We start from the raw sequence: 24178 nt of genomic DNA on the forward strand, positions 1-24178 counted from the left end.
CCCTCCGGACGGTCTTAGGCTGCCTGCATGATTCGCAACGCCACACCCGCCGATGTCCCCGTCATCCACGCGATGGTCCAGGACCTCGCGGAGTACGAGAAGGCCCTGCACGAGGTCCGTGCCACCGAGGCGCAGTTGCACGAGGCGCTGTTCGGGGAGCGCCCGGCCGCGTTCGCGTTCATCGCGGAGACACCGGACGGGCAGGTCGCCGGGTTCGCCCTGTGGTTCCTCAACTTCTCCACCTGGCGCGGGGTGCATGGCATCTACCTGGAGGACCTGTACGTACGCCCGGAGCTGCGCGGCGGAGGCTACGGCAAGGCCCTGCTGACGGAGCTGGCCCGGACCTGCGTGGAGCGCGGGTACGAGCGTCTGGAGTGGTCCGTACTGAACTGGAACGAGCCGTCCATCACGTTCTACGAGGCGCTGGGCGCCCGGCCGCAGGACGAGTGGACGGTGTACCGGCTGACGGACGGGGCGCTGGCCGCGCTGGGGTCGTAGCACGCCCCGGAGGGGGCCGCGTGGGTGGCCTGGCGGGGTCTTGAGGGCCCTGGTGCGGGTCAGCCGGATGCGGCCTCCGCCTCGGCCTCCCGGGTCTTCGGTGCCCGTCCCGTCACCATGGTGAACGCGACCACCGCCCCCGCCACCATGAAGATCGCGGCCCAGCCGGTGGCCACGGTGAAGCCGTGCACCACACCGGTGTTCGTGATCTGCGCCTGTTGCTGCTTGCTGTGGGCGGACGCCAGGTGGCTCGCGAGATAGGTGGCGGTGGTGGTGGTCGCGATCGTGTTGAGCAGTGAGGTACCGATCGAACCTCCCACCTGCTGGGCGGTGTTGACGGTCGCCGAGGTGACGCCCGAGTCCTGCGGGGCGACGCCCGCGGTGGCCGTCGCCATCACCGGCATGAAGACGAGGCCTATGCCGAAGCCGAGCAGCAGGGTGCCGGGGAGGATGTGCGTCGGGTAGTCCGAGCGCGTCCCGATGAAGGTCAGGGCGTAGAGCCCGCCCGCGCCGATCAGCATGCCGGGGGCCATGAGCAGGCGCGGCGGTATGAAGTGGAGCAGCCGCGCGGCGATCTGGGTGGAGGCGATGATGAGCATCGCGGACATCGGGAGGTAGGCGAAGCCCGTCTTCATCGGGGAGTAGTCGAGGACGGTCTGCATGTAGTACGTCAGGAACAGGAACATCCCGAACATGGCCAGCGTGGCCAGGGCCATCGTGATGATCGAGCCGCTGCGGTTGCGGTCCTCGATGATGTGCAGCGGCAGCATGGGGTGCGCGGCGTGCTTCTGCCACCAGCCGAAGGTGACGAGCAGGACGACGCCCACGATGAGCAGGGTGATGACGAGCGGTGCGGACCAGCCGTCCGTCTCGGCCTGACTCACCCCGTAGACGATGGCGACCAGGCCGCCGCAGCCGAGGAGCGCGCCGAGGATGTCGAGGTGGCTCTCCTGCTGGCCCTGGCGGTCGCTGAGCTGGGTGACGGCGCCGGTGACGGCGAGGACCGCGATGAGCACGTTGACGTACAGGCACCACCGCCAGTCGAGGTACTCGGTGAGGATGCCGCCGAGGAGCAGGCCGATCGCCGCGCCGGCGCCCGCGATGGCGCCGTAGATGCCGAAGGCCTTGGCCCGATCCCTGCCCCCGGAGAAGGTCGTGGTCAGCAGGGAGAGCGCGGACGGCGCGAGGACGGCGGCGAACGCGCCCTGGAGCGCGCGGGCGCCGAAGAGCATCGCACCGTTGACCGAAGCGCCGCCGAGCGCGGAGGCGACCGCGAATCCGACCAGGCCGAAGATGAAGGTGCGTTTACGGCCGACGAGGTCGGCGACGCGGCCACCGAGCAGCAGCAGCCCGCCGAAGGCGAGGGTGTACGCGGTGACGACCCACTGGCGGTTGCCGTTCGTGAGGTGCAGGTCGTGCTGGGCCGAGGGGAGGGCGATGTTCACGATGGTGGCGTCGAGCACCACCATCAGCTGGGCCAGGGCGATGACGGCCAGGGCCCACCAGCGGTGCGGATCGGGCTGGTCGGGTGTGCCCGGGGGCCCGTCGGGCTCCGGGGTGGATATCGCCGCGTGACTCATCTGTCCAGAGGATCACAGGATGTTGCCGATCGCCCCTTTTGTGCACCCTCTGGTCCGGCCCCGCCTGCGCCCCGTCGTCCGGCCCTGCCCGCGCCCTCCTCCGTCCGGCCCTGTTGCGCCCCTCGTCCTCACCAAGGCGTGATCAGGACGTGCTCTCCAGCCTGCTCGACGCCAGAGCCAGGCCTGCGGCCTCGATCGCACTGTTGAAGGAGACCTCGGCCAGCAGGCCGGGCGCGGCCACCTGGTCGCCCGCGAGGAAGACCCCGTCGCCCCTGCGGACGGCGGGCCGGTCGCGCCAGGTGGTACAGGGGAGGTCGACCGCCCCCGTACGCCCCGCCGAGACGGACGACCGCCGCCAGGTGACGCGCTCCCGCCAGCCGGGGAAGCCCACGTCGAGGAGGCGCTCGGCGTGCGCCACACCGGCCTCCTTGGACTCCTCGGGGGCGAGGGGCAGCTGCGCCTGGAGGAGCTGCTCGCCCGCCGGGGCGAGGGTGGGGTCCTGCGCGGTGAACCGTTCGATCCAGCCGGGGGCGTCGAGGTCGGAGATCACCCAGGGGTCGCCGCGCCGGGTCCTGAGCGCCATGTCGACCAGGGCCGTACGGCCACCGGTCCAGTGGAGGCTCTCGTCGCGCAGCAGCCGCCGGGCCGCGTCGAGGGAGGTGGCGACGATCACCGGCCCCTCCCCGGTGGGGAGTTCGGTCACCCGGGCGTCGGTCTCGATCCGTACGCCCAACTCCCGGGCGCGGCCCGCCATCCGGTCGATGAGGGTGCCCCAGCCGCCCCGTACGAAGCGCGCCTCGGGCGGCACCTTGGCGACGCGGCGCAGCCGGGGCTGGACGAACGCGGCGGACAGCGAGCCGGGGTCGTGGTGGTAGAGGGCCACGCCGATGAAGTGCGCGGCGGCGCGGGCGCCGTCCGCGCCGACCTCACCGGTGGCCCAGGTGAGGAAGTCCTGGTCCACGGGGGCCTGTTCGGGCGCGCGGCGGGCCAGCCTGAGCAGGGCGAACGGGGGCGTCCTGCGCAGCGTCCCGCCGAGGTGCATCCGCAGCCGGGCCAGCGCCAGGGGCGGAGCGGCGACGACCGGGTCGAGCAGCTGCCGCTGCTTGAGCCAGGTCCAGTTCGGGCCGTCGCTGTACAGGGCGTGCGGCCCCTCGTTGGTGCGGTACGGGCCTTCGGCCGTACGGGCACGGCCGCCCAGGGTCCGGTGTGCCTCCCACAGGGTCACCTCGGCGCCCGACTCGGCTGCGGTGATGGCGGCGGTGAGTCCGGCGAATCCGCCGCCGATGACAGTGATGCGTCGCATGGGGTCGCTCCTTGTGCTTCAGCTGCTGCCTGAATGCTCCGTGTTCACCGGGACGGATGGCGCGGGGGCAGATGTGACATCCGGATGGGGGCGATGTCAGTGGCGTGGTTCACCATGGAAGGCATGGCAGCACGGAACGGCGCGAAGAGAACCCCACAGGTGCGGCGGCCGGAGGTGCGGCTTCCGCCGCTCAGCCCGTACTCGGGCCGCGGGCTGGAGCCCGACGGCGACTACGACGGACTGGAGTTCACCGGTGAGGACTTCACCGGCCAGTCGGGCGCGGGAGCGCGCTTCATGGACTGCGCCCTCAGGGAGTGCGTACTCGAAGGGACGGAGCTGGTACGGGCCCGCTTCATCGACTCCGTACTTTCCGGGGCGAGAGGCGTGGGCACGGACCTCGCGGGTGCGTCCCTGCGCGATGTGGAGGTGCTGGACGCGCGGCTCGGCGGCGTGCAGATGCACGGGGCGGTACTGGAGCGGGTGGTGGTGCGCGGCGGGAAGATCGACTATCTGAATCTGCGCGAGGCGCGGCTCAAGGACGTGGTCTTCGAGGGGTGTGTCCTGGCGGAGCCGGACTTCGGGTCGGCGCGGCTGGAGCGGGTGGAGTTCGTGGGGTGCACGCTGCGGGGGGTGGACTTCAGCGGGGTGCGGCTGAAGGACGTGGACCTCAGGACGGTTGCCGCGATGGACATCGCGCGGGGGGTCGAGCGGCTGGCGGGAGCGGTGATCAGCCCGGCACAGCTGCTGGAACTGGCACCGGCGTTCGCGGCACAGATCGGGGTGCGGGTGGCGGGGGCGGGCGAGTAGTCCGGCGGGGGCGCGCGTGGCCGGGTGGAAGCACAGGTCGCCCGGCTCCTGGACGCCGTTGTCCGGCGGGGGCGCGCGGGGCCGGGTGGCGCCTCCCGGCGGCACCTTCCCTGGCGTTGCCTGCACCGCCTGCACCCGGGGGACGCCTGCACCCGGGGACGCCTACACCCGGGGGAACCGCGCCTGGAGCCCCCAGACCGCCGGGTTGTCCACCAGGCCCTCGTGCATGTCGCCCAGATCCGCGATCAGATCGTGCAGGAAGTCCCGCGCCTCCCGACGCAGCACCTTGTGCCCGAACGTGAGCGGCGGCTCCTCGACCGGCATCCAGTCGGCGGCGACATCCACCCACCCGAACCGCCGCTCGAAGAACATCCGGTCCGTCGACTCGGTGAAGTCCAGCTCGGCATGTTGCGGCCGGGCCGCCCGGTTACCGCGAGGGTCCTGGTCGATCTGCTCGACGATGTCGCACAGCGCCCACGCGAAGTCGAGCACCGGCACCCATCCCCAGGCTGTGGACACCTCGCGGTCCGCCTTGGTGTCGGCGAGGTAGACGTCGCCGCAGAACAGGTCGTGCCGCAGCGCGCGGACGTCCGCGCGCCGGTAGTCCGTCTGCGGGGGGTCCGGGAAGCGGCGGGAGAGGGAGTAGCCGATGTCGAGCACGGTTCGATGGTGTCACGGCTGAGAGGCCGTCCCGTCCGGCGGAGCGCACTCGTCCGGATGCGCCCCACCCGGTTGCGCCCCGTCCGGCGGAGCGCAACCGCCCGGTCGCACTCCGTCCCGTGGCCGACGCGGGCCCGGTCACGTTCCGTCCGTACACGGCCCGCCCGGCGGTGCCCCCCGGCCGTCCCCTCCGGCCCTCCCCGTGGGCCGGGCGCCCGGGCCCGTCCGGCGTACGGGAACGGAACACGAGCCGGACGGCTCACGCCCTCGGCGGCACGGGCAGGGAGTCCCGCTCATAGGATCGCGGACGTGGACCAGTACAGACGCCGTACCGCCGCGCCCGCCGCGCTGACCGCTGTCCTGTCCCTGCTCGCGGCGTGCAGCGCGGGTGTGCACGGCAGACCCGGTGGCGACGCGCTGCACGACCCGTACTTCCCCCGGGTCGGCAACGGCGGCTACGACGTCCAGCACTACGGCCTCACCCTCGACTACGACCCGGACACCGACCGGCTCCGGGGCACCGCCGACATCACGGCCCGCGCCAACGAGGACCTCTCGGCGTTCAACCTGGACTTCACGGGGATGAAGGTGGACGGCGCGACCGTCGACGGCGCGTACGCCCCCGCGAACCGGGCGGGCAGCGAGTTGACGCTCCGCCCGCACCACGACCTCGACCGGGGCGCGACCTTCCGTACCGTCGTCCGCTACTCGGGCGAGCCGGAGACCCTCACCGACCCGGACTCCTCGCAGGAGGGCTGGCTGCCCAACGGCGGCGGCGCGCTCGCGCTAGGTGAGCCGGTCGGCTCGATGGCCTGGTTCCCGGGCAACGACCACCCGTCGGACAAGGCGACGTACGACATCACGGTCACCGTCCCGGAAGGCCTCCAGGCCGTCTCCAACGGCGAGTTGACCTCGCAGCGGACCACCGCCGGCCGCACCACCTTCCACTGGCACTGCGCCGAGCCGATGGCGACCTATCTGGCGACCGTGGCGATCGGCCCGTACAAGACCCACTCCTACAAGGCACCTTCGGGACTGCCGGTCTTCACGGCGGTCGACCCGGACGAGGAGGAGAAGACCGCCTCGGTCGTGGCCCGGGTGCCGGAGATCGTCGCCTGGGAGAGCAAGAAGTTCGGCCCGTACCCCTTCGATTCGACGGGCGTGATCATCGCCCCCGAGAAGTCCGCCGGTTACTCGCTGGAGACCCAGACCCGCCCGGTGCTCCCCGGCGACCAGGCCAGCCTCTCGACGCTCGTCCACGAACTGTCCCACCAGTGGTTCGGCGACTCGGTCACTCCGGAGTCCTGGCGGGACATGTGGCTGAACGAGGGCTTCGCGACGTACGCGGCGTGGATGTGGGACGAGGACCACGGCGGCAAGAGCGTCGAGGACCACTTCGATGACGCCTACCAGGAAGCCGCCAACTGGGCCTTCCCGCCAGCGGATCCGCCGGGCCCGAAGGACATCTCCGCCTCGCCGGTCTACGGCCGGGGCGCGATGGTCCTCGACCGGATCCGCCGGACGGTCGGCGACGACGCGTTCTTCGCGATGGTGCGGGGCTGGGCGAAGGACCACCGCTACGGCAACGTCTCGACGTCGGACTTCACCGCGTACGCCGAGAAGAAGACCGGCAAGGACCTGAGCGGGATCTGGGCCACGTGGCTGTACGGCAAGGACAAACCGGCGGAGCCGTAGACCGGCCGTTACCTGGGGGCCCCGCCGGGGCAGATTCCAGGTGGCAGTCTCGCTCGGTCAGGTCGAGTAAGAAATTCAGCTGGTGGGGTCAGAGTTCGGAATCACGTCCGCGTGGTCGCGCCTCTCCGGTGGACCTCATGCTCAGGACGGCCGCGACAGCGAAGAGGCACACTGCTGCGATCGCTGAGAGGGCCGATGTGCTCCCGTGCAGTGGCCAGGCCCACGGATAGGGTCTTCCTCCCGGGCCCATGCCGATGAGGGCACAGCCCACGGGAACCATGGCCACTGCCAGCGGACCGTACCGGGGGCCGAAGAAGTACTGCACGATGAGACCCACACCGATGTATCCGACCAGGTTGCGTGCGACTCCCGGTGCCAGGTCGAAGTCGAGCCACCACATCTCGACCAGCCCAAGAACGAGAGCAACCAGAGCAGTTCCGGCGACCGCGCTGGTCCGGTAGGCCGCGACGGGGCGGACAGCCACAGCATCCGAATCCCACGGCGTCCTGCTCAGTGCGTGCAGGAGTACGCACGCCGGTACTACCGGTAGGGCCAGAGGAATGGGGATGCCGGTTCCCAGACCGCCGAGAAGGGAGGGGATGGGCAGTGCGGAACCAGCCAGTAGGGGTGCTACCGCGAAACTGGCCAGCAAGGTAGCCGCGTACGTGTGCACCATATGGGCGCGCAGCCACCAGATCACGAGTTCCCCGCCAACGGGCCTCGGAAGGAAGCAGGGTTGAGGTCAGGATCCACCGCGCAGTCCAGGACGGATCGCATGTTCCGCTCGTACCAGGCGTGTTGCTGTGCAGGGCGCAACTTCCGCACCTCCTCAGCCAGGTCGACAGCGTCGCTCACCCAATGTTGCACCAGGTCGGCCTTGGTCTCGCCGCCCGTCAGCGCGAGCCACGCGTAGATCGCGGTGTGGGCAGCATCTCCCGGATACTCGGCCCGGGGGCGCATCGCACATGCAGGAGGAGCTGTGGGCAGGACACTTGTGGCCACAGTTGCCCGAATGCTGGCCTCACTGGGCTGGGGCTGGCCGAATTCAATTCGTGCCGCAGTGGAAACACCCACGCTGTGCACGCGCTGACCGGCATCCTTCGCCCAACGCGTGATCTCTTTCCGGCGGTCGTACTGCTCGGGCCATACGCACACCACGGGTTGGGTGCCGGCGCACTTCAGGAGATTCTGATTCCGTGCTTGCGTTCCTTGGAACTCAAGTGGCACCGCGAGCCCTACCGCTCCAGCAGTTCCCAGGACCACGGCAGAGATCACATAGATACGATGCCGTCGTTGCTTTGTCCCGAAAGCGGTGGCCAGGAGAGCAGCGGCCAACAGTCCGGCGGAGAAGGTGATCGTGGCAGCCATGCTGCGCACGGAGGCGGTCTGGTCAAGACCGCAACACTCGACGATGCCCTGGCCGTTCAAGTGCCGCAACCACGGCACTTCCCCCAGGGCCGCAGGCCAGAAGCCCCAGAGATACCCGAAGATCAGCATGGACGCCGCACCCAGCATGCGTGGCATCAGCGGACCGATGAGCCAGCCGAGTGCGATGTGGGAAACGACCACGGCGTAGGCGGTGACCAGTACCCCCAGGCTGGGGAATCCAGGTGCCCCTACAGCGGATGTGGAGATCGCCGCGAGGGAAGCGAGCAGTCCCAACAGCCCCAGTGCTGCGACCGGGGCGAGATGCATCCAAGCGACCTGGAGAGGGTTGCGCGCCGGCGCCCAGCCGTCCACGCCTGCTCGGTGGATCCTTGCTGCCTCCCAAGCGGCGCACGCGCCACAGGCCGCACTCACGAAGCCGAGGACGATCAGGGACTGAGTGGTCGCCGACTCCCAGTACGCGATCACGGAGTCGGTGTTCTGTGCGCCGAACCAGAACAGAACGGGAACGAGGACAAGGGCAATCCAGGCAGCCGGGCCCGATCGCAACAGTGTAGTGATCCGCATGGTTCAGACCTCCCCACGGACCATGGCGCGGTACGCGCTCTCAGCGCGCCGCTCGATTGCCATTCCTTCGGGAGCTCTGGCGAAGAACTCGCCAACAGTGCCTTGAAACACGGCCTGTCCCCGGTCCAGGACCACGACCGTGTCGTACACGTCCGCCAGATCCTCGGTTTGGTGAGTGGACACCACGAAGCTGACGGAGCCGGACAGTTCAGCCAGCAGGTCCCGGAAGACTCCCCGCTGTACGGGGTCGAGTCCGGCAGTGGGCTCATCAAGCAGTACGACGTCGGCCTCGTGGATCAGGGCCTGTGCGATTCCCAAGCGTCGCAGTTGCCCGCCGGACAGCTCGTGACTGCGCCGTTTCGCCAGTTCCGTGAGGCGTACCTGCTCCAGAGCTCCGACCGATCGTTCCCACGCTTCGGACTTCGACAGGCCCTTCAGCCAGCCTGCGTACGCGGCCTGTTCTCGCACGGTCAGGGATGGCACGGGCTTGATCTGCTGTGGCAGCCACCCCACCTTCTGACGGAATGCCCTGCGGTGTTTTCTATCGGTGCTGATCAGGTTGCCCAGCTGGACACGGCCGGTGGCCGGGTACTGAACAGATGCTCCCAGGGACAACAGAGTTGATTTTCCGGCTCCGTTGGGGCCGAGTAGCACGCTGCATCCTGAAGGGAACTCCAGCGTCAAATGATCGAGAACGGGGACTCCCGCGCGATACGCGAAGGAGCAATCGGCGAAGCGAAGCGGCACAGCACGTCCAGGTGGTCAGTCGGAACGATGTAGGTACGGGCAGTGTGCCCGGCCTGCTCACATGCAGAGCCGGGCACAATGCTGGTGGGCCAGAGTCAGTACTTGACAACCACGCTGGAGACACTGAGGTGCCAGCTGGTCTGGTCGGTGCCGTTGAGACCCGAGTAGTTGAAGTAGTACGAGCCGGACGCTACGTCACCGAAGCTGGAGGTGCCGCAGTAGTTGTTATTCCGGGCCACGACCGGGTCCGGAAGGTTCGCCCGCTCCTTCTTCAGCTGGAGTGTGGCGTACTTGAAGGTTCCGCTGGTGCCGCCGTTGGTCAGTGAGCAGCCGGAGAACTTGATGCTCGTCGAGACGCCGTCAGCATTGTTGTCCTTCCAGTGGCGTGACTCCTTGCCCGGCAGCCAACCCCCGATCGAACTGTTGAAGCCCCCCTCAGCCAGAGCTGGTCCAATCCCCAACACGGTGATGACTCCAGCTCCCAGGGCTGCTACAGCCATCTTGCGATACTTGTTCATTTTCCCCTCCGTTTTCAACACTCCGGCACTGGGCACGGTGCGTGACCCCCAGTCACGGATTGAATTCAGCGGTGTGATCATAGGCATCCACCCTCAGTTCCTCGCTAGCAAATATGTTTGATTTGAGCTGGATTTGAGGTTGCGGTGTGAAGGTGATCTGGAGAGCACCCCGGGGGTGTTGTTGCCGGTGGGTTCCAGGATGGGCTTCTCCGGGGCGTTGGTGCCCGCGGCGATGGGCTGGCTCAAGGGTCTGGCCGGTCACTCGGTATTCCTCTACGGTTCACGGCTTCTCTTCGTAGGCCGGTGCGGGCAGGCGTGCCCCGCGGCTTTCCGCGATGCGGTGTACGTCGGTGAGTGACTGCGTCATCAGGCCGCGCATGGAGCGGAGTTGGTCCCGGGGCGCCGTACGGTCGGCCAGTGCTTCCGCCGCGTCGTCGAGGAGATCGTCCGCCATGCCGAGCTGGTCACGCTCGATGGTGTCCGCGATGCGGGAGATGCGGCCGGCGCCGCCGCCGAGGAGGTAGGCGGGTTTGCCGGCCGGCCCCGTCCACGGCAGTAGTCGCGGTACGTGCGTGTGGCTGATCATGCGGACACCTCCACGGTGACGGTGTGGGCGATGTCTTGGTCCAAGTCGACCTGTTCCTTCAGGTTGGCCGCGCCCCCGGGTCGCCTTCGAGCGGCTGCGGAGATCTTGCGTGGGTCCGTCGTCATTCGGACGGCGATTTCACTGTCCGGGACCAGGATTCAGTGACGGCGCGTAACCTGACTAGTAGGTCAAAGGTGACAAGTCGGCGGTCTCGAAGGGGAGTTACGTCATGGCCAATGCTTACGGTGACTGGGTCAAGCAGCAACGCGAAGCGGCTGGGCTGACCCAGCAGGCGCTGGCCGATGCGGCCGTCATGACTCGTTCGCACATCTCGCACATCGAGGCGGGGCGACGCATTCCCTGCAAGGAGGATGCGAAGCGGCTGGACCTGGCGCTGAACACGGGGAACGTGTTGTTGAATTTCCTGCCGAGCGGGGACGAGCGGGCGGTTGCCGATCACTTCGAGGCCGCCCGACAGCTGGAGCAACAGGCGACTGTCATCCGGGAGTTCGACCCGTCCATTGTCCCTGGGCTGCTGCAGACCGAGGCGTATGCGCAAGCGGTCCTGCGCACCAGCTACCCCCCGCTGAGCGATGCGGAGCGTGACAGGGCTGTCGTCACGCGATTGGAGCGGGCTGAGGTCCTCTCCGGCGCGGTGGCCCCCGTGCTGTGGGTGCTTCTCGACGAGGCGGTCATCCGGCGCCCCTTCGGCGACCCGGGCGTCATGGCTGAACAGCTCACCCGTATCGCTGATTTGATCGAGAGTGAGCGCATCCGCCTGCACGTGTTGCCGTTCAGTATGGGGGGCTACATGCTCCTGCAGAGCGCGCTCAAACTCATGTGGTTCGAGGACCAGCCGCCGGTGGCCTACGTGGAGGGCCTGTTCGCCGGAAAGGTCCACGACTCCCCCTCCCTGGTTCAGCGTTACCAGGCCACATACGATCTCGCGCTAGGCGACGCATTGCCGCTGAAGGAGACACTGGCCCTCCTGAGGGCAACAGCGAAGGAATACGAAGACCATGACAATTGAGCGCCACATTCCCCGCGCCTCCGCACTGAGCGGATGGCGGAAGTCCAGCCACAGCGGTGCCGACCAGGGCAATTGCATCGAGGTCGTCGACGGTTTCCCCGCCGCCGTCCCCGTCCGTGACTCGAAGGACCCGCACGGCCCCGCTCTGCTCTTCCCGACGAGTGGCTGGTCCTCGTTCGTGGCAGCCGTCAAGGGTGGCGAGTTCGCCGCCTGAGTCGGTAGGCGTCGGTAGGCGGCAGGAGTCACCGGTACGCACCGAGCCCCCGGCGGGAAAAGCCGGGGGCTCGGTCAGGTCGTGGCAGGCGTGGGTGTCAGACGCTGACGCCGAAGTCCTGGGCGATGCCGACGAGGCCCGAGGCGTAGCCCTGGCCGACCGCGCGGAACTTCCACTCCGCGCCGTTGCGGTAGAGCTCGCCGAAGACCATGGCGGTCTCGGTGGCGGCGTCCTCGCTCAGGTCGTAGCGGGCGATCTCGGCGTCGCCCGCCTGGTTGATGATGCGGATGAAGGCGTTCCGCACCTGGCCGAAGTTCTGCGAGCGGTTCTCCGCGTCGTAGATCGAGACCGGGAAGACGATCTTCTCGATGTCGGCGGGCAGACCGGCCAGGTTGACCTTGATCTGCTCGTCGTCGCCCTCGCCCTGGCCCGTGACGTTGTCGCCGGTGTGGACGATGGTCTGGTCCGGGGTCGCCTTGTTGTTGAAGAAGACGAAGTGGCCGTCGGAGTAGACCTTGCCCTCGCCGTTCACCGCGATGGCCGAGGCGTCGAGGTCGAAGTCGGTGCCGGTGGTCGTACGGACGTCCCAGCCGAGGCCCACCGTGACGGCGGTCAGGCCCGGGGCCTCCTTGGTGAGGGAGACGTTGCCGCCCTTGGACAGGCTTACAGCCATGGGGATGTCCCTTTCCGTTTGGTGCACGGGCTCCGTGTGGTTCACGACGCTACCGTCACCCGACATAACGTCGGCAGAGGACCGAGAGGTTCCAACTCTCTTTACTTTCTTTGCCCTCCCCGCGCGGCCCGGCCGGAAATGCGGGTGACGCGGGCCGTCCGGACCAGCGACCATGGACACATGTCCGGTCCTTACGTCGTCCGTGGTTCCGTCTCCCTGCCGGAGGCCGAACTCATGTGGCGCTTCTCGCGCTCCTCGGGACCCGGCGGCCAGCACGTCAACACCAGTGATACGCAGGTCGAGCTCCGCTTCGACCTCGCGAACACGGAGGCGCTGCCACCGGTGTGGAAGGAGCGTGCCCTGGAGCGGCTGGCCTCGCGGCTGGTGGGTGGCGTCGTCACCGTACGGGCGTCGGAGCACCGTTCCCAGTGGCGTAACCGGGAGATGGCCGCCGTCCGGCTCGCCTCGCTGCTCGCGGAGGCGACCGCGCCGCCGCCGAAGCCGCGGCGGGCGACGAAGATTCCGCGCGGCATCAATGAGCGGCGGCTGCGGAACAAGAAGCAGCGCAGTGACACGAAGCGGGGGAGGACCGGGCGGGGCTGGGAGTGACGCCCCTGCCCTGCACCGCCCCTCCCCGGACCCCCCGGATCCCCCGGGCGCTCGACCGCCCGGCGCGCCTCAGGCCTTCGGCTGGGTGAAGCGGATGCGGTTGCCGAAGGGGTCGCGGAGGCCGCAGTCCGTGCCGTACGGGCGTTCCGTGGGCTCCTCGGTGAACTCGACGCCCTGGCTCAGCAGCGTCTCGTACGTCTTGCGGCAGTCCTCCGTGGTGAAGATCAGCCAGCCGCCCATGGCTCCCTTGGTCACCAATTCGCGGACCTGCTCCGCGGTCTCCTCGGACATCGCCGGGGCGCCCGGCTTCTCCAGCAGGATCTGACGCTCGGGGTGACCGGGCACGCTGACGGCGAGCCAGCGCATGAAGCCCATGTCGACATCGGCGGTGACTTCCAGACCGAGCTTGCCGACGTAGAAGTCGAGGGCCTGGTCCTGGTCGAGGACGTATATCTGCGAGTGCGTGATGGCGTTGAACATGTGCATCACGCTACGGGGGGAGCCGCGCGGAAACTTATCCAAAACTGCTCAGTCGGCTGCGGCGGTCGGCAGTCGGTGCGGGGAGGTCGGTACGGGAGGTCTGTACGGGGAGGTCGGTACGGGGTGGTCGGTACGGGGTGGTCGGTACGGGGTGGTCGGTACGGGGTGGTCGGTACGGGGAGGCCGGTACGGGGTGGTCGGCCCGGACCGTACGGGAAGCGCGGCCGGGGCCGCGGTCAGCCGCTCGGCCGCATCCACGCCATCGCGAAGCACGTCGGCACACCCACGGCCGGCGTCTCCTTGCGGTACGTCCTCGGCGACCGGCCCACGATGTCGCGGAACGTGCGGCTGAAGGTCCCCGGGCTGCCGAAGCCGATCTCGAAGCAGATGTCCGTCACGCTGCGGTCGGTCTCCCGCAGCAGGAACATCGCCCGCTCCACCCGGCGCCGCTGGAGGTAGCGGTGCGGCGTCTCGCCGAACGTGGCCCGGAAGGTGCGCGCGAAGTGGGCCTGCGACACATGGGCGATCCGGGCCAGCGCCGGTACGTCCAGGGGCTGCGCGTAGGCGCGGTCCATTGCGTCCCGGGCCCGCAGCATGCGGCGGTTGGTCTCTTCCGAAGCGCGGCTCACGGCGCCATCACACCACGGGGTCATGACAGCAACGGCGCCATCACACCACGGCTCCGTCGCACCACACTCCGCGCGTACGGGACAGATAGGGGAGAGGTGCGGGGCAGATCAGTCCAGGCGCCGGTAGCGTCCCCGGAAGTACGCCAGCGGTGCGCCCTCCGCGCTCGGCAGCCCGACCGTGAGGACCCGGCCGATCACCAGGGTGTGGTCCCCCGCGACCACCCGCTGCTCGGTCACGCACTCCATCGTCGCCAGTGCGCCGCCCACCACCGGCGCCCCCGACGCCTCGCCGCGGGTGAACGGGATGTCCTGGAACAGCAGCCGGTCGCTGATGCGGCCCTTCATCGCGAACCGGCCCGCGATGTGCCGCTGGCTCTCGGCCAGCAGGGAGGCCGCCCAGCGGGGCTGTTCGGCGAGCAGGTCGTCCATCCGGGAGCCGTTGCGCAGGCTCACCATCGCCAGGGGCGGGTCGAGGGACACCGACATGAACGCGGTCGCCGTCATACCGACGTCCTCGCCGTGCGGACCGCCGTCCGCGTCGTGGGCCGTCACCAGCACCACTCCGGCGGTCAGTCGGGACATGGCGGCACGGAAGTCGTCGTTGCTCACGCCCTCAGGATGGGGGCTCGCGCCCTCGGGGTGGGGGACGGGCTCGGTACGCGGGGTGGGGATCGTCTGGAACACATCAAGAACGCTAGCCGTGGAAGCCAAGCTTCCGCATCGGACCGGAGGACCAGCCTGGTCCTAGGACCTCGCGCGCGCACCAACCCCGTGCGGCCACCGCGCGCAAGAATCCTGCGCGCGTTCAAGAAGCGACTGTCGCTTCCCACCTGCTGTCGCGTTCAACCCTTCATCCCCTGATGTGACTTGAGTCACGACGGACACAAATTGTTGACCCTGTGTACCTGCGGCACAGCTCGCTGTGATTCAGTGGCTGAGACCACTGCACCAAGAGCGCCGATAAGAACCCTGGAGTTGCTGTCGAGGTCTCGGGGGGAGCGAGCGATGGAGACCGAGTCGGAGCCGTACGTCCGTCTTGCGGCCCTGCGGCAGCTGCATCAAGCGGTCGCCAACCTCAACCAGGCCCGCAGCCTCGCGGACACCTTGCAGACCGTGGCCGACGGCATCGTGGCCGGGCTCGGTTACGAACTGGCCTGCGTCAATCTCGTACGGCCCGACGGTGACCTCATGGTCGCCGCGTTCGCCGGGGACGACTCCGCCGCCGCCCTGATGACCGGACGGGTCGGCCCGCGCGCGTCCTGGGAGCGCAGGCTCTCGATGGGCGAGGCCTGGGGCGACCTCCGTTTCATCCCGTACACCGAGGGCTGGGTCCTCGACAGCGACGACGTGCCGCAGGTGTACAACGACGGCCCCGAGCCGCGCTTCGAGGACGAGTGGCACCCCTCCGACCGGCTCTTCGCGCCGATGTACGCGACCGACGCGTCCGGCGGCGAGCTGCTAGGCGTCATATCCGTCGACCGTCCGCGCAACGGCCGCCACCCCGGCGCCTGGGGCCAGGAAGCGCTCCAGATGTACGCGTTCCAGGCCGCCATCGCGATCTCCAACGCCCGGCTGCGCGCCAATATGCAGCGCGCCCTGGTCCGGCTGGAGCGCGAGCAGCAGGCCCTGCGCGCCAGTGAGGAATCCTTCCGGCAGGCGTTCGAGTACGCGCCGAGCGGGATGGCCATCGCCGAGATGGGCGGTGACCAGCACGGGCGGCTGCTGCGCGCCAACGACGCGCTCTGCCGGCTGCTCGGGCGGCCCGCCTCCGCGATGCGCCGCTACTCCTTCGCCGATCTGGTCCACCCCGAGGACGTCGGCACCCTGCTCCGTACGTCCGCCGAGGGGGGCAGGGCCGAGCTGCGGCTGCGGCGGCGCGACACCTCGTACATCTGGGTCTCGCTGCGCAACTCCGTCGTCGCGGACACCGCCGACGGCCCCCGCTTCCTGCTCACCCACGTCGAGGACGTCGAGGAGCGCAAGCGCCACGAACTCGCCCTCGCCCACCGCGCCTCCCACGACTCGCTCACCGGGCTGCCCAACAGCGCCGAGCTGCGCGCCCGGCTCAGCGCCCGGCTCTGCGCCCGGCCGGACGCGGTGCGGGAGACGGCGATCGAGGCGCTCGACGCGGCGTACGAACAGGGCGGTGCCGGGTACGAACAGGGCGGCGCGGGCCTGGACCGGCAGTACGGGGTGGGCGCCTTCGAGTTCGGGAGTGCGCAGGCGGGGGCCGGGTTCCACGACCACGTGCACACCGTCGCCCCGACCGGGGCCGACGCGGAGCCCGGCGGCGAGGCGGAGGCCGACGACGGTACGAAGGGCCTCGCGGTGCTCTTCTGCGACCTCGACGGTTTCAAGTCGATCAACGACCGGTTCGGCCACCACACCGGCGACGCGGTGCTCATCGAGGTGGCCCGCCGGCTGACCTCGGGCGTGCGGGACGGGGACACGGTGGCCAGGCTCGGCGGCGACGAGTTCGTCGTGCTGGCGGACGGCCTCGGTGCGGCGGACGCGGCGGACCTGGCCGTCCGGCTGCGGAACGCGATCATTCCGCCGATCCGGGTCGACGGCCGGGCCGTCCGGGTGGGGGCCAGTTTCGGTATCGGCTGGGCCAGCTGCGGGATGACCGTCGAAGAGGTGCTGCGCTCCGCCGACCAGCGGATGTACGTGGAGAAGCGGTCGCGTTCGAAGGTGCACCGGCGGGCGGGGTAGGCGAAACCCCGCCGGGTGCCCGCACCGGGGCCCGGCCCGGCGGCCGACCGAACCGTTCATCCGTACGGGGTAGGCTCGCCCGCGTCAGCGATGTGTGAGGAGTACTTAGGGATGACGGCCGGCAACAACGGCGCGAGCACGCCCGAGGACGACGATCCGTTCGGTTATCTGTACGAGGACGGCCAGGCGGCAGGTGCCGTCCCGCCGCCCGGTGGCGGCGGATACGGCTACCCGGGTCCGACGTCCGGCGGTCAGCCCGGGGTGCCTCGGACGTCGTACAACCAGGTGCGTGCGGTCGGCGAGCGTCAGTACGGACAGCAGCAGGCGCCGCAGCAGGCCTACGGTCAGCCGCAGCAGGGGTACGGCCAGAACCCGCAGTACGGCCAGCCCCCGCAGCAGCAGTACGGTCAGCCGGCCCCGCAGTACGCCGCGCCCGAGACGTACCCCGGCGGCCCTCCGCCCCAACGGCCCCCGCAGAACAACGGCGGCGGACGCGGTGGCGGCCCCAACCACAAGGGGTTGCTGATCGGCGCGGTCGCGGTGGTCGCGGTCGTCGTCATCGGCATCGGTGCGGCCCTGGTGACCAACGGGGACGACAAGAACAAGGACGCCAAGGCGGGCGGCACCGGCAGCGGTCAGACGTCCTCCGAGTCGGTCGCGCCCAGCGATAAAGCTTCGCCCCCGCCCTCGAAGGCGGCGGACCTGCCGAAGCAGGACGCGGCGACCCTGAAGCTCGACGGCGGTGCCATCACCGACAAGACGGTCAAGGGCGCGCAGGGTCCGGACGGTTCGTACATCAACGGCTTCAACAACGTGGGCGCGTCGGTCACCTGGCAGGCCAACGTCGAGAAGGCCGGTGATTACAAGCTGTCCGTGCGCTACGCCATCCCGGCCCAGGACGCCAACGCCACGCTGACGGTGAACGACAAGGTCAACGGCTCGCCGCTGGGGCTGAAGAACTTCATCAACGGCAGCGATCCCGACTGGGCGAAGAACTGGCAGACCACCTGGGCGCCGGTCACGCTCAAGCAGGGCGAGAACACCATCAAGCTCTCCTGCGAGGACGGCAATCAGTGCAACGCCATCCTCGACTGGCTCCAGATCAAGCCGGTGTAGGACCGCAGGACCTGCACCTGCCGATCGCGTAGTCGATCGCGTATCGCGTGCCCGAGGGGCGTCGCAGCAGCCGGACACCGGCCGCCGCGGCGCCCCTCGGGCGTTGCGGGCTCAAGGATGCGTCGCCCTCGGGCGCGCGGGCTCAGGCCCCGGCCGGTGACGCGATGACCTCGACCTGCGGGAGCAGGTCCTCGTACGCGTCCCGGTCGAACTCGCCCGCCGCGGGCGCCAGTACCGTCGCCGCCGACAGGGCGACCGCGCGGGCCAGCCGCTCCGGCCACGGGAGGTCTTCCACCAGGCCCGACAGCAGTCCGGCGACCGCGGAGTCGCCCGCGCCCGTCGGGTTGCCCTGGAAGCGGGCGGGCGGCAGGGCCTGCCAGTTGCCGTCCGGGGTGGCGGCCAGCATGCCCTCGGCGCCCAGTGAGGCGACCACCGTGTGCGCGCCGCGGCGGCGGGCGTCGCGGGTGGCGCGCAGGGGTTCGCGGGAACCGGTCAGCTGGGCCAGTTCGTCGGCGTTCGGCTTGACCAGGTCGGGGCGGGCGGCGATGCCCCGGCGCAGCGGTTCGCCGCTGGTGTCGAGGAGCACCGGGACGCCCGCGCCGCGGGCCTGCTTGACCAGCTGGGCGTACGCGCCGACCGGGACGCCCGGCGGCAGGCTGCCGCAGAGGGCCACCGCCTCGGCGTCGGCCAGCAGCTTCCCGTACGAGGAGAGGAAGGTGTCCCACTCGGCGGCCGAGACGGACGGGCCCGGCTCGTTCAGCTGGGTGGTGTCGCCGGACGCGGCGTCGACGACCGCGATGGTGCGCCGGGTGGTCCCGGCGACCGGGACGAGCGCGTCGGTGGGCGGCAGATCGGCGAGCAGCTCACGCAGCACCTCGCCCGTCGTGCCGCCGGCGAAGCCGGTCACGACCGTGTCGTGGCCGAGCGCGGAGAGCACCCGGGCCACGTTCAGGCCCTTGCCGCCCGCACGCTCGGTGACCGATTCGACTCGGTGACTGGCGTGCGGTATCAGCGCGGGGACGTGGTAGGTGATGTCGAGCGCGGTGTTCAGGGTGACGGTCAGAAGCACTTGATCGATCATGCCAAAGCGGAAGCGGCAGGCACAGTGTGTGGACCTACCGCTTCCGCTTCGATCGTGCATCAATGCCGCCGCTTAACGGACTATTTCGGCTCAACCACCCAATTGCCCTTGCGCATCACGCCGGCCAGCGCGAAGTCCGCGTCCAGGACGACCAGGTCGGCGTCCTTGCCGGGCTCCAGCGAACCGACCTTGTCGTACACGCCGAGCAGCTTCGCCGGGTTGGCGGAGATGGACCGTACGACGTCCTCCACGGGGAGCTTGTCGACGGTCACCGCGCGCCGGAAAGCGGTGTCCAGGGTGAGCGTGGAACCGGCGATCGAGCCGCCTCCCGCCAGCCGGGCGACGCCGTCCTTCACCTCGACCTCCAGCGGGCCGAGCAGGTAGACCCCGTCGCCGAAGCCCGCCGCGTCCATCGCGTCGGTGATGAAGGCGACCCGTGCGGAGCCCGCCGAGCGGTACGCCAGTTCCAGCGCGGCCGGGTGCAGGTGCGTGCCGTCGTTGATCAGCTCGACGGTGACCCGCTCGTCCTCCAGGAGGGCGGCGATCGGGCCGGGGGCGCGGTGGCCCAGGCCCGGCATCGCGTTGTAGAGGTGGGTGGCGACGCTCGCGCCCGCCTCGATCGCCTCGACGGTCTGGTCGTACGTGGCGTCGGTGTGGCCGATGGCCGCGATGACCCCGTTCTCCTTGAGGAGGCGTACGGAGTCGATGCCGCCGGTCATCTCGGTGGCGAGGGTGAACATCTTGGCCGTACCGCGCGCCGCGTCCATCAGCTTGCGGACGTCGGCCGGGTCCGGGTCGCGCAGCAGCGCCTCGCTGTGGGCGCCCTTGCGGCACGGGGAGATGAACGGGCCCTCGAAGTGGATGCCCGCCAGGTCGCCCTGCTCGACCAGTTCGGAGAGCAGCGCGGCGCGCTCGGCGAGGAAGTCCATCTCGCCGGTGACGGTCGAGGCGACCATCGTCGTGGTGCCGTGCTGCCGGTGGGTGTCGATGCCCTTGAGCACGTCGTCCTGGGTGCCGGACGTGAAGGACGCGCCGCCGCCGCCGTGGACGTGCATGTCGACGAATCCGGGGACCACCCAGTGGCCGGTGAGGTCGAGCACGGTCGCGCTCTCGGGTGAGCTTCCCGCGATGCGTGAACCCTCCACGATGACCCGGCCGCTCTCGACGGTCCCGGTCGGCAGCACCACCCGGGCTCCGGAGAGGACTGTGCTTGCTTCGCTTCCGGCCATCAGGCGGATACCTCCGTGGAGAGAAGATCCCAGGCGAGCAGCCCTGCGCCCAGGCACCCGGCGGTGTCCCCGAGGGCCGCCGGGACGATGTGGGGCGGCTTCTGGAACGTCAGGCGTTCCTCCACCGCTGCCTTCAGTGGGACGAACAGCGTGTCCCCGGCCTCGGCGAGACCGCCGCCGATGATCAGGGTGCGGGGGTCGAGCAGGGTGAGCGCGGTGACCAGGCCGTCGGCGAGGGCGTCCACCGCGTTCTGCCAGACGGCGACGGCCTTCGGGTCGCCGGACTCGACGGCCTTGGCGCAGTCGGCCGCGTCGGCCTCCGGGTCGCCGGACGCCTCGGCCCAGGCCAGCGAGACCGCGGACGCGGAGGCGTACCGCTCCAGACAGCCGCGCTGGCCGCAGCCGCAGGCGACACCGCCGTGCCGGACGATGATGTGGCCGATCTCGCCCGCGTAACCGTGGGCGCCCGCCTCGATGGAGCCCTCGATGCCGATGGCGCCCGCGATACCGGTGCCGAGCGGCATGAAGAGGAACCGGTCGGCGCCCTTGCCCGCCCCGATCCGGCCCTCGGCGAGGCCGCCGGTGCGGACGTCGTGGCCGAGGGCGACCGGGATGCCGTGCAGCCGGGTGCTCAGCAGTTCGCGCATCGGGACGTCGCGCCAGCCGAGGTTGGAGGCGTAGACGGCGATGCCGTTCTCGGCGTCCACGATGCCGGGGATGGCGACACCGGCCGCCGACGCGGTCCGGCCGAGGTGTTCCTCGCCGTACGCGCGCAGCTCGGCGGCGAAGTCGAGGATCGACTCGACGACGGCCTCGGGGCCGCGCTCTCTGTTGGTGGCCCGCCGCGCCTCGTGGAGCAGGGAGCCGTCGGCCCCGACCAGTGCGGCTTTCATGCCGGTGCCGCCCACGTCGAGGGCGATGACATGGTTTTCGGCCGGGGAACCGGGGGTGGATCCCCGGGGGAGTGCAGTCACAGGGACAGTGTGTCTCGGATAACCGAAAAAGGTCTAGTCCACCTGTACCGGATTGTTGCGCGCCCATACAAAGTGCGGGCAAAGTCCCGGCAAAACGCGGCTGCCTGCGAGGACGCGGGTGAGGGCGTGGACGAGGGCGGCGAAGGGGGCGGGGCCGGGGTGCCGGCGGGGCGTGGGCGGGGCGTGGGCGGAGGCGCGCGCCGCTGAACTGGGCCTGGGGCCCGTGGGGTTCGTGTTGCTGAAGCGAGACCCGGCAGCTGTAGACCTCGCAGGTGGCGTACGGGAAGATCCGGCTTAGACCGACCGGCAATTGGGGGGCGGCGTCGCATGGTCTGGCACGCACGCTCGCCGCGTTGTCGTCAATCACCATGGCTCCGCCATGCCTCAATCCTCCGCCTTGCGACCGCACGCACCAGACCACGCTCCTTCCCCACCCCCCAATTGCCGGTCGGTCTTGATGCGACGGGATGACATGGGGGCCCTCGGTGGGCTGTCGCAGGGGATCCAACTGAACACAAGGGTGGTAAAGGGCTGTGCAGCGGCGCTTTTTGGGTCTTACCGCGGCGGCTGCCGCACTCGGTATGACAGCAGTGCTCTCGGGATGCGGATCCGACAGCGGACCGGGCGACGTCACGCTGAAGGTCGTCGCCGCGAACTACGATCCGGCGGACGGGCCGAGCAACCAGCAGTACTGGGACAGACTGGCCGCCGCCTTCGAGGCCAAGAACCCGCACATCAAGGTCGACGTCTCCGTCTACCCCTGGCCGGTCGTCGACGCGAAGGTCGCCGCGATGGTCAAATCCGGCCACGCCCCCGACATCGCCCAGGTCGGCTCCTACTCCGACTACGCGGCTGCGGGCAAGCTCTACAGCGCCGACGACCTGCTCTCCATCGCCGTCCAGTCCAACTTCCTCTCCTCGCTCTCCGACGCGGGTGAGCAGGACCGGGTGCAGTACGGCCTGCCGTTCGTCGCCTCGACCCGGCTCCTCTTCTACAACGAGAAGATGTTCGCGAACGCCGGGATCAAGCCGCCGAAGACCTGGGCCGAGCTCAAGGCCGACGCCGAGGTGCTCAAGGCGCAGGGGGTGAAGTACCCGTACGCGCTGCCGCTCGGCCCGGAGGAGGCCCAGGTCGAGACCATGCAGTGGATGCTCAGCGGGAACGGCGGCTACACCGACGGCGTCGGTACGTACACGCTCGACTCGGCCGAGAACGCCAAGACCTTCAACTGGCTGAAGAACGACCTCGTCGGCGCCCATCTCACCGGCCCGGTGGCCCCCGGCGAGTTCAGTCGTAAGCAGGCGTACGCGGCCTTCACCAAGGGCGAGGTCGGCATGCTCAACGGCCACCCGCAGCTGGTGCAGCAGGCCGTCGCCAAGGGCGTCAAGGTCGGCATGGTCTCGATGCCCGGTATCAACGGCCCGGCCAAGTCGGCCACGGGCGTCGCCGACTGGATCATGGGCTTCAAGCAGAACGGCCACCGCGAGGAGATAGGCAAGTTCCTCAACGACGTCTTCAGCGACAAGAACGTCCTGGACCTCACCGAGAGGTACAACCTGCTGCCGTCCACCACCTCGGCGTCCGGGATGCTGGCGGACGAACCGAAGTACAAGTTCCTCAAGACCTTCCTCGACCAGCTGCCCACCGCGCAGCTGCCGCCCGTCGGCAAGACGTCCTGGTCGCAGGTGAGCACCGACGTCAAGAAGGAGATCGGCAAGGCCGTGCGGCCGGGTGGCAATCCGGTGAGCGTCCTCAACCAGCTCCAGACCCAGGCGTCGACCGCGCAGAACGCCGAGTAGCCCCGGCCCGCTGCCGGGTACGAACGCCGAGCAGCCCGGTCCCGCTGCCGGGGAGGAGCACCGGGTAGCCCCGGCCCCGGGCTCCCCAGTACGTTGGCTCATATGACTGGCGACGACGTGCACGGCCCCGCGCTCTCCGAGCGCGACCGTGCCGTACTCGCCGTGGAACGCCACCCCTGGCCCGGCACCGGCGCCAAGGAGCGGGCCATCAGGGAGCGGCTGGGGATCTCGCCGGTCCGCTACTACCAGCTTCTCAACGCCCTGCTGGACGACGAGGGCGCGCTGGCCCACGACCCGGTGACGATCAACCGCCTCCGCCGGATACGCACGGCGCGCCGCGAACGCCGCTGACGGGCTCCTCCGAGCCCGGCTAGGGTCACCCCCATGGGCAGCTCACCGCACCCCTTGCCGACCCCCGCCACCGACGCCGGCCGCGAAGGCCTCGCGGCTCTCCTCGCCGGGCCCGAAAAGGCCGTCGTGGCCCTCGACTTCGACGGCACGCTCGCCGACATCGTGCCCGACCCCGAACAGGCCCGCGCCCACCCCGACGTCGTCCCGGCGCTCGCCGCGCTCGCCCCACGGGTCGCCTCGGTGGCCGTGGTCACCGGCCGCCCGGCCGACCTCGCCGTCCGGTACGGCGGCTTCGCGGGCGTACCCGGCCTGGAGCGCCTGGTGGTCCTCGGCCACTACGGCGCCGAGCGCTGGGACGCCGTCACCGCCACGGTCCACGCCCCCGCCCCGCACCCGGGCGTCGCCGCGGCCCGTGCGGAGCTTCCCGCCCTCCTCGACGGGGTGGCCGCCGCGCGCGGCGCTTGGACCGAGGAGAAGGGCGGCCGGGCCGTCGCGGTCCACACCCGCCGCGCCGCCGACCCGGCCGCGGCCTTCGCGGCCCTGCGCACCCCGCTGGCCGGACTCGCCGCCCGGCACGGGCTGATCGTCGAACCGGGCCGGATGGTCCTGGAGCTGCGCCCGCCCGGCGTCGACAAGGGCGTGGCGCTGACGGAGCACGTACGGGGAACGGGCGCCGGGGTTGTCCTCTACGCCGGTGACGACCTCGGGGACCTGCCCGCCTACGCCGCGGTCGAGAGCCTCCGCACGGAGGGCGTCCGGGGCCTGCTGGTGTGCGTCGGGGGCGACGAGGTACCCGAACTGGCCGCGCGGGCCGATCTGTTGCTGCCGGATCCGGAGGCGCTCGCGGGGTTCCTGGGGGGACTGGCCTCGGCCCTGGCGGCGCGCTGACCCCCGCCAGGATCGCATCAAGGATCCGGGCGGCCGATGGCAGCGG

General features: G+C 70.0%; 26 protein-coding genes. 11 read left to right on the top strand and 15 right to left on the bottom strand.

The genetic code is table 11. The features are described 5' to 3' along the window. Nucleotides 1-27 precede the first annotated feature (27 nt). Nucleotides 28-498 carry a GNAT family N-acetyltransferase gene (locus NBY69_RS13255; RefSeq protein ID WP_250301030.1) on the top strand — a complete coding sequence of 157 codons (471 nt, stop codon included), beginning with the start codon at nt 28-30 and terminating at the stop codon, nt 496-498. 59 nt (nt 499-557) lie between these two features. Here the strand turns inward: NBY69_RS13255 and NBY69_RS13260 are convergent, their stop codons facing one another. Further along, the gene (locus NBY69_RS13260; protein ID WP_250301031.1) at nt 558-2078 is read right to left on the bottom strand and encodes an MFS transporter; all 1521 of its coding nucleotides are present in this window, start codon (nt 2076-2078) and stop codon (nt 558-560) included. A 142-nt stretch (nt 2079-2220) separates the two neighbouring features. Beyond that, on the bottom strand, nt 2221-3381 hold the full coding sequence (locus NBY69_RS13265; protein WP_250301032.1) for an FAD-dependent oxidoreductase: 1161 nt from the start codon (nt 3379-3381) through the stop codon (nt 2221-2223). 123 nt (nt 3382-3504) lie between these two features. Here NBY69_RS13265 and NBY69_RS13270 point away from each other — a divergent pair, with 123 nt between their 5' ends. Further along, nucleotides 3505-4188, top strand: a complete 684-nt coding sequence (locus NBY69_RS13270; protein WP_250301033.1) for a pentapeptide repeat-containing protein — start codon at nt 3505-3507, stop codon at nt 4186-4188. 162 nt (nt 4189-4350) lie between these two features. On the opposite strand, the gene NBY69_RS13275 is transcribed toward NBY69_RS13270, so the two are convergent. Next, nucleotides 4351-4848, bottom strand: coding sequence for a hypothetical protein (locus NBY69_RS13275; protein ID WP_250301034.1), 498 nt, complete (start codon nt 4846-4848; stop codon nt 4351-4353). A 309-nt stretch (nt 4849-5157) separates the two neighbouring features. Between NBY69_RS13275 and NBY69_RS13280 the strand changes: the two genes are divergently transcribed. Then, nucleotides 5158-6543 (top strand): M1 family metallopeptidase, encoded by a 1386-nt coding sequence (locus NBY69_RS13280; protein WP_250301035.1) that lies wholly within the window; start codon nt 5158-5160, stop codon nt 6541-6543. An 88-nt stretch (nt 6544-6631) separates the two neighbouring features. Here NBY69_RS13280 and NBY69_RS13285 read toward each other — a convergent pair whose 3' ends face one another. From NBY69_RS13285 to NBY69_RS13305, 5 genes are all read right to left on the bottom strand, one after another. Further along, complete coding sequence (locus NBY69_RS13285; protein WP_250301036.1) at nt 6632-7027, bottom strand: hypothetical protein; 396 nt, start codon at nt 7025-7027, stop codon at nt 6632-6634. A 212-nt stretch (nt 7028-7239) separates the two neighbouring features. After that, nucleotides 7240-8496: a hypothetical protein gene (locus tag NBY69_RS13290; protein ID WP_250301037.1), complete on the bottom strand. Its 1257-nt coding sequence runs from the start codon at nt 8494-8496 to the stop codon at nt 7240-7242. 3 nt (nt 8497-8499) lie between these two features. Beyond that, nucleotides 8500-9243 carry an ATP-binding cassette domain-containing protein gene (locus NBY69_RS13295; RefSeq protein WP_250301038.1) on the bottom strand — a complete coding sequence of 248 codons (744 nt, stop codon included), beginning with the start codon at nt 9241-9243 and terminating at the stop codon, nt 8500-8502. A gap of 95 nt (nt 9244-9338) precedes the next feature. Then, nucleotides 9339-9761, bottom strand: a complete 423-nt coding sequence (locus tag NBY69_RS13300) for a hypothetical protein (RefSeq protein ID WP_250301039.1) — start codon at nt 9759-9761, stop codon at nt 9339-9341. A 280-nt stretch (nt 9762-10041) separates the two neighbouring features. After that, nucleotides 10042-10347: a hypothetical protein gene (locus NBY69_RS13305; RefSeq protein WP_250301040.1), complete on the bottom strand. Its 306-nt coding sequence runs from the start codon at nt 10345-10347 to the stop codon at nt 10042-10044. 229 nt (nt 10348-10576) lie between these two features. Between NBY69_RS13305 and NBY69_RS13310 the strand changes: the two genes are divergently transcribed. Continuing rightward, nucleotides 10577-11377: a helix-turn-helix transcriptional regulator gene (locus NBY69_RS13310; protein WP_250301041.1), complete on the top strand. Its 801-nt coding sequence runs from the start codon at nt 10577-10579 to the stop codon at nt 11375-11377. Beyond that, on the top strand, nt 11367-11591 hold the full coding sequence (locus NBY69_RS13315; RefSeq protein WP_250301042.1) for a DUF397 domain-containing protein: 225 nt from the start codon (nt 11367-11369) through the stop codon (nt 11589-11591). The genes NBY69_RS13310 and NBY69_RS13315 overlap by 11 nt, the downstream gene beginning before the upstream one ends. A 97-nt stretch (nt 11592-11688) precedes the next feature. On the opposite strand, the gene NBY69_RS13320 is transcribed toward NBY69_RS13315, so the two are convergent. Continuing rightward, nucleotides 11689-12264: a TerD family protein gene (locus tag NBY69_RS13320; RefSeq protein ID WP_250301043.1), complete on the bottom strand. Its 576-nt coding sequence runs from the start codon at nt 12262-12264 to the stop codon at nt 11689-11691. Nucleotides 12265-12444: 180 nt separating this feature from the next. Between NBY69_RS13320 and arfB the strand changes: the two genes are divergently transcribed. Next, the gene (gene arfB / locus NBY69_RS13325) at nt 12445-12873 is read left to right on the top strand and encodes an alternative ribosome rescue aminoacyl-tRNA hydrolase ArfB (protein ID WP_250301044.1); all 429 of its coding nucleotides are present in this window, start codon (nt 12445-12447) and stop codon (nt 12871-12873) included. A gap of 69 nt (nt 12874-12942) precedes the next feature. Here arfB and NBY69_RS13330 read toward each other — a convergent pair whose 3' ends face one another. The 3 genes from NBY69_RS13330 to NBY69_RS13340 form a co-directional block, all read right to left on the bottom strand. Next, on the bottom strand, nt 12943-13353 hold the full coding sequence (locus tag NBY69_RS13330; protein WP_250301045.1) for a VOC family protein: 411 nt from the start codon (nt 13351-13353) through the stop codon (nt 12943-12945). Between the two features lie 236 nt (nt 13354-13589). Beyond that, complete coding sequence (locus NBY69_RS13335) at nt 13590-13982, bottom strand: helix-turn-helix domain-containing protein (protein WP_250301046.1); 393 nt, start codon at nt 13980-13982, stop codon at nt 13590-13592. A gap of 108 nt (nt 13983-14090) precedes the next feature. Continuing rightward, on the bottom strand, nt 14091-14666 hold the full coding sequence (locus NBY69_RS13340) for a flavin reductase family protein (protein ID WP_374211270.1): 576 nt from the start codon (nt 14664-14666) through the stop codon (nt 14091-14093). 321 nt (nt 14667-14987) lie between these two features. Between NBY69_RS13340 and cdgB the strand changes: the two genes are divergently transcribed. Together cdgB and NBY69_RS13350 are read left to right on the top strand one after the other, a co-directional pair. After that, nucleotides 14988-16694 (top strand): diguanylate cyclase CdgB, encoded by a 1707-nt coding sequence (gene cdgB, locus NBY69_RS13345; RefSeq protein WP_250301047.1) that lies wholly within the window; start codon nt 14988-14990, stop codon nt 16692-16694. Between the two features lie 111 nt (nt 16695-16805). Further along, nucleotides 16806-17810: a CBM35 domain-containing protein gene (locus NBY69_RS13350; protein WP_250301048.1), complete on the top strand. Its 1005-nt coding sequence runs from the start codon at nt 16806-16808 to the stop codon at nt 17808-17810. Between the two features lie 142 nt (nt 17811-17952). On the opposite strand, the gene NBY69_RS13355 is transcribed toward NBY69_RS13350, so the two are convergent. The 3 genes from NBY69_RS13355 to NBY69_RS13365 all read right to left on the bottom strand — a co-directional run bounded on the left by NBY69_RS13355 (nt 17953) and on the right by NBY69_RS13365 (nt 21094). After that, nucleotides 17953-18879 carry a 1-phosphofructokinase family hexose kinase gene (locus tag NBY69_RS13355; RefSeq protein ID WP_250301049.1) on the bottom strand — a complete coding sequence of 309 codons (927 nt, stop codon included), beginning with the start codon at nt 18877-18879 and terminating at the stop codon, nt 17953-17955. A 92-nt stretch (nt 18880-18971) separates the two neighbouring features. After that, nucleotides 18972-20120 (bottom strand): N-acetylglucosamine-6-phosphate deacetylase, encoded by a 1149-nt coding sequence (nagA, locus tag NBY69_RS13360; protein ID WP_250301050.1) that lies wholly within the window; start codon nt 20118-20120, stop codon nt 18972-18974. Further along, entirely contained in the window at nt 20120-21094 is a 975-nt protein-coding gene (locus NBY69_RS13365; RefSeq protein ID WP_266642308.1) for an ROK family protein, read from the bottom strand. Before NBY69_RS13365 ends, nagA begins: the two co-directional genes overlap by 1 nt. A gap of 581 nt (nt 21095-21675) precedes the next feature. On the opposite strand from NBY69_RS13365, the gene NBY69_RS13370 reads away from it, so the two are divergent. The 3 genes from NBY69_RS13370 (at nt 21676) to otsB (ending at nt 24132) form a co-directional block, all read left to right on the top strand. Next, complete coding sequence (locus NBY69_RS13370; RefSeq protein WP_250301051.1) at nt 21676-22893, top strand: ABC transporter substrate-binding protein; 1218 nt, start codon at nt 21676-21678, stop codon at nt 22891-22893. Nucleotides 22894-22995: 102 nt separating this feature from the next. Then, nucleotides 22996-23244, top strand: a complete 249-nt coding sequence (locus tag NBY69_RS13375; protein WP_250301052.1) for a DUF3263 domain-containing protein — start codon at nt 22996-22998, stop codon at nt 23242-23244. Between the two features lie 33 nt (nt 23245-23277). Beyond that, complete coding sequence (otsB, locus tag NBY69_RS13380; RefSeq protein ID WP_250301053.1) at nt 23278-24132, top strand: trehalose-phosphatase; 855 nt, start codon at nt 23278-23280, stop codon at nt 24130-24132. Nucleotides 24133-24178: the final 46 nt, after the last annotated feature.

It is taken from the genome of Streptomyces sp. A 4/2 (genome assembly GCF_940670765.1).
In the GTDB taxonomy this organism is placed as follows: domain Bacteria; phylum Actinomycetota; class Actinomycetes; order Streptomycetales; family Streptomycetaceae; genus Streptomyces.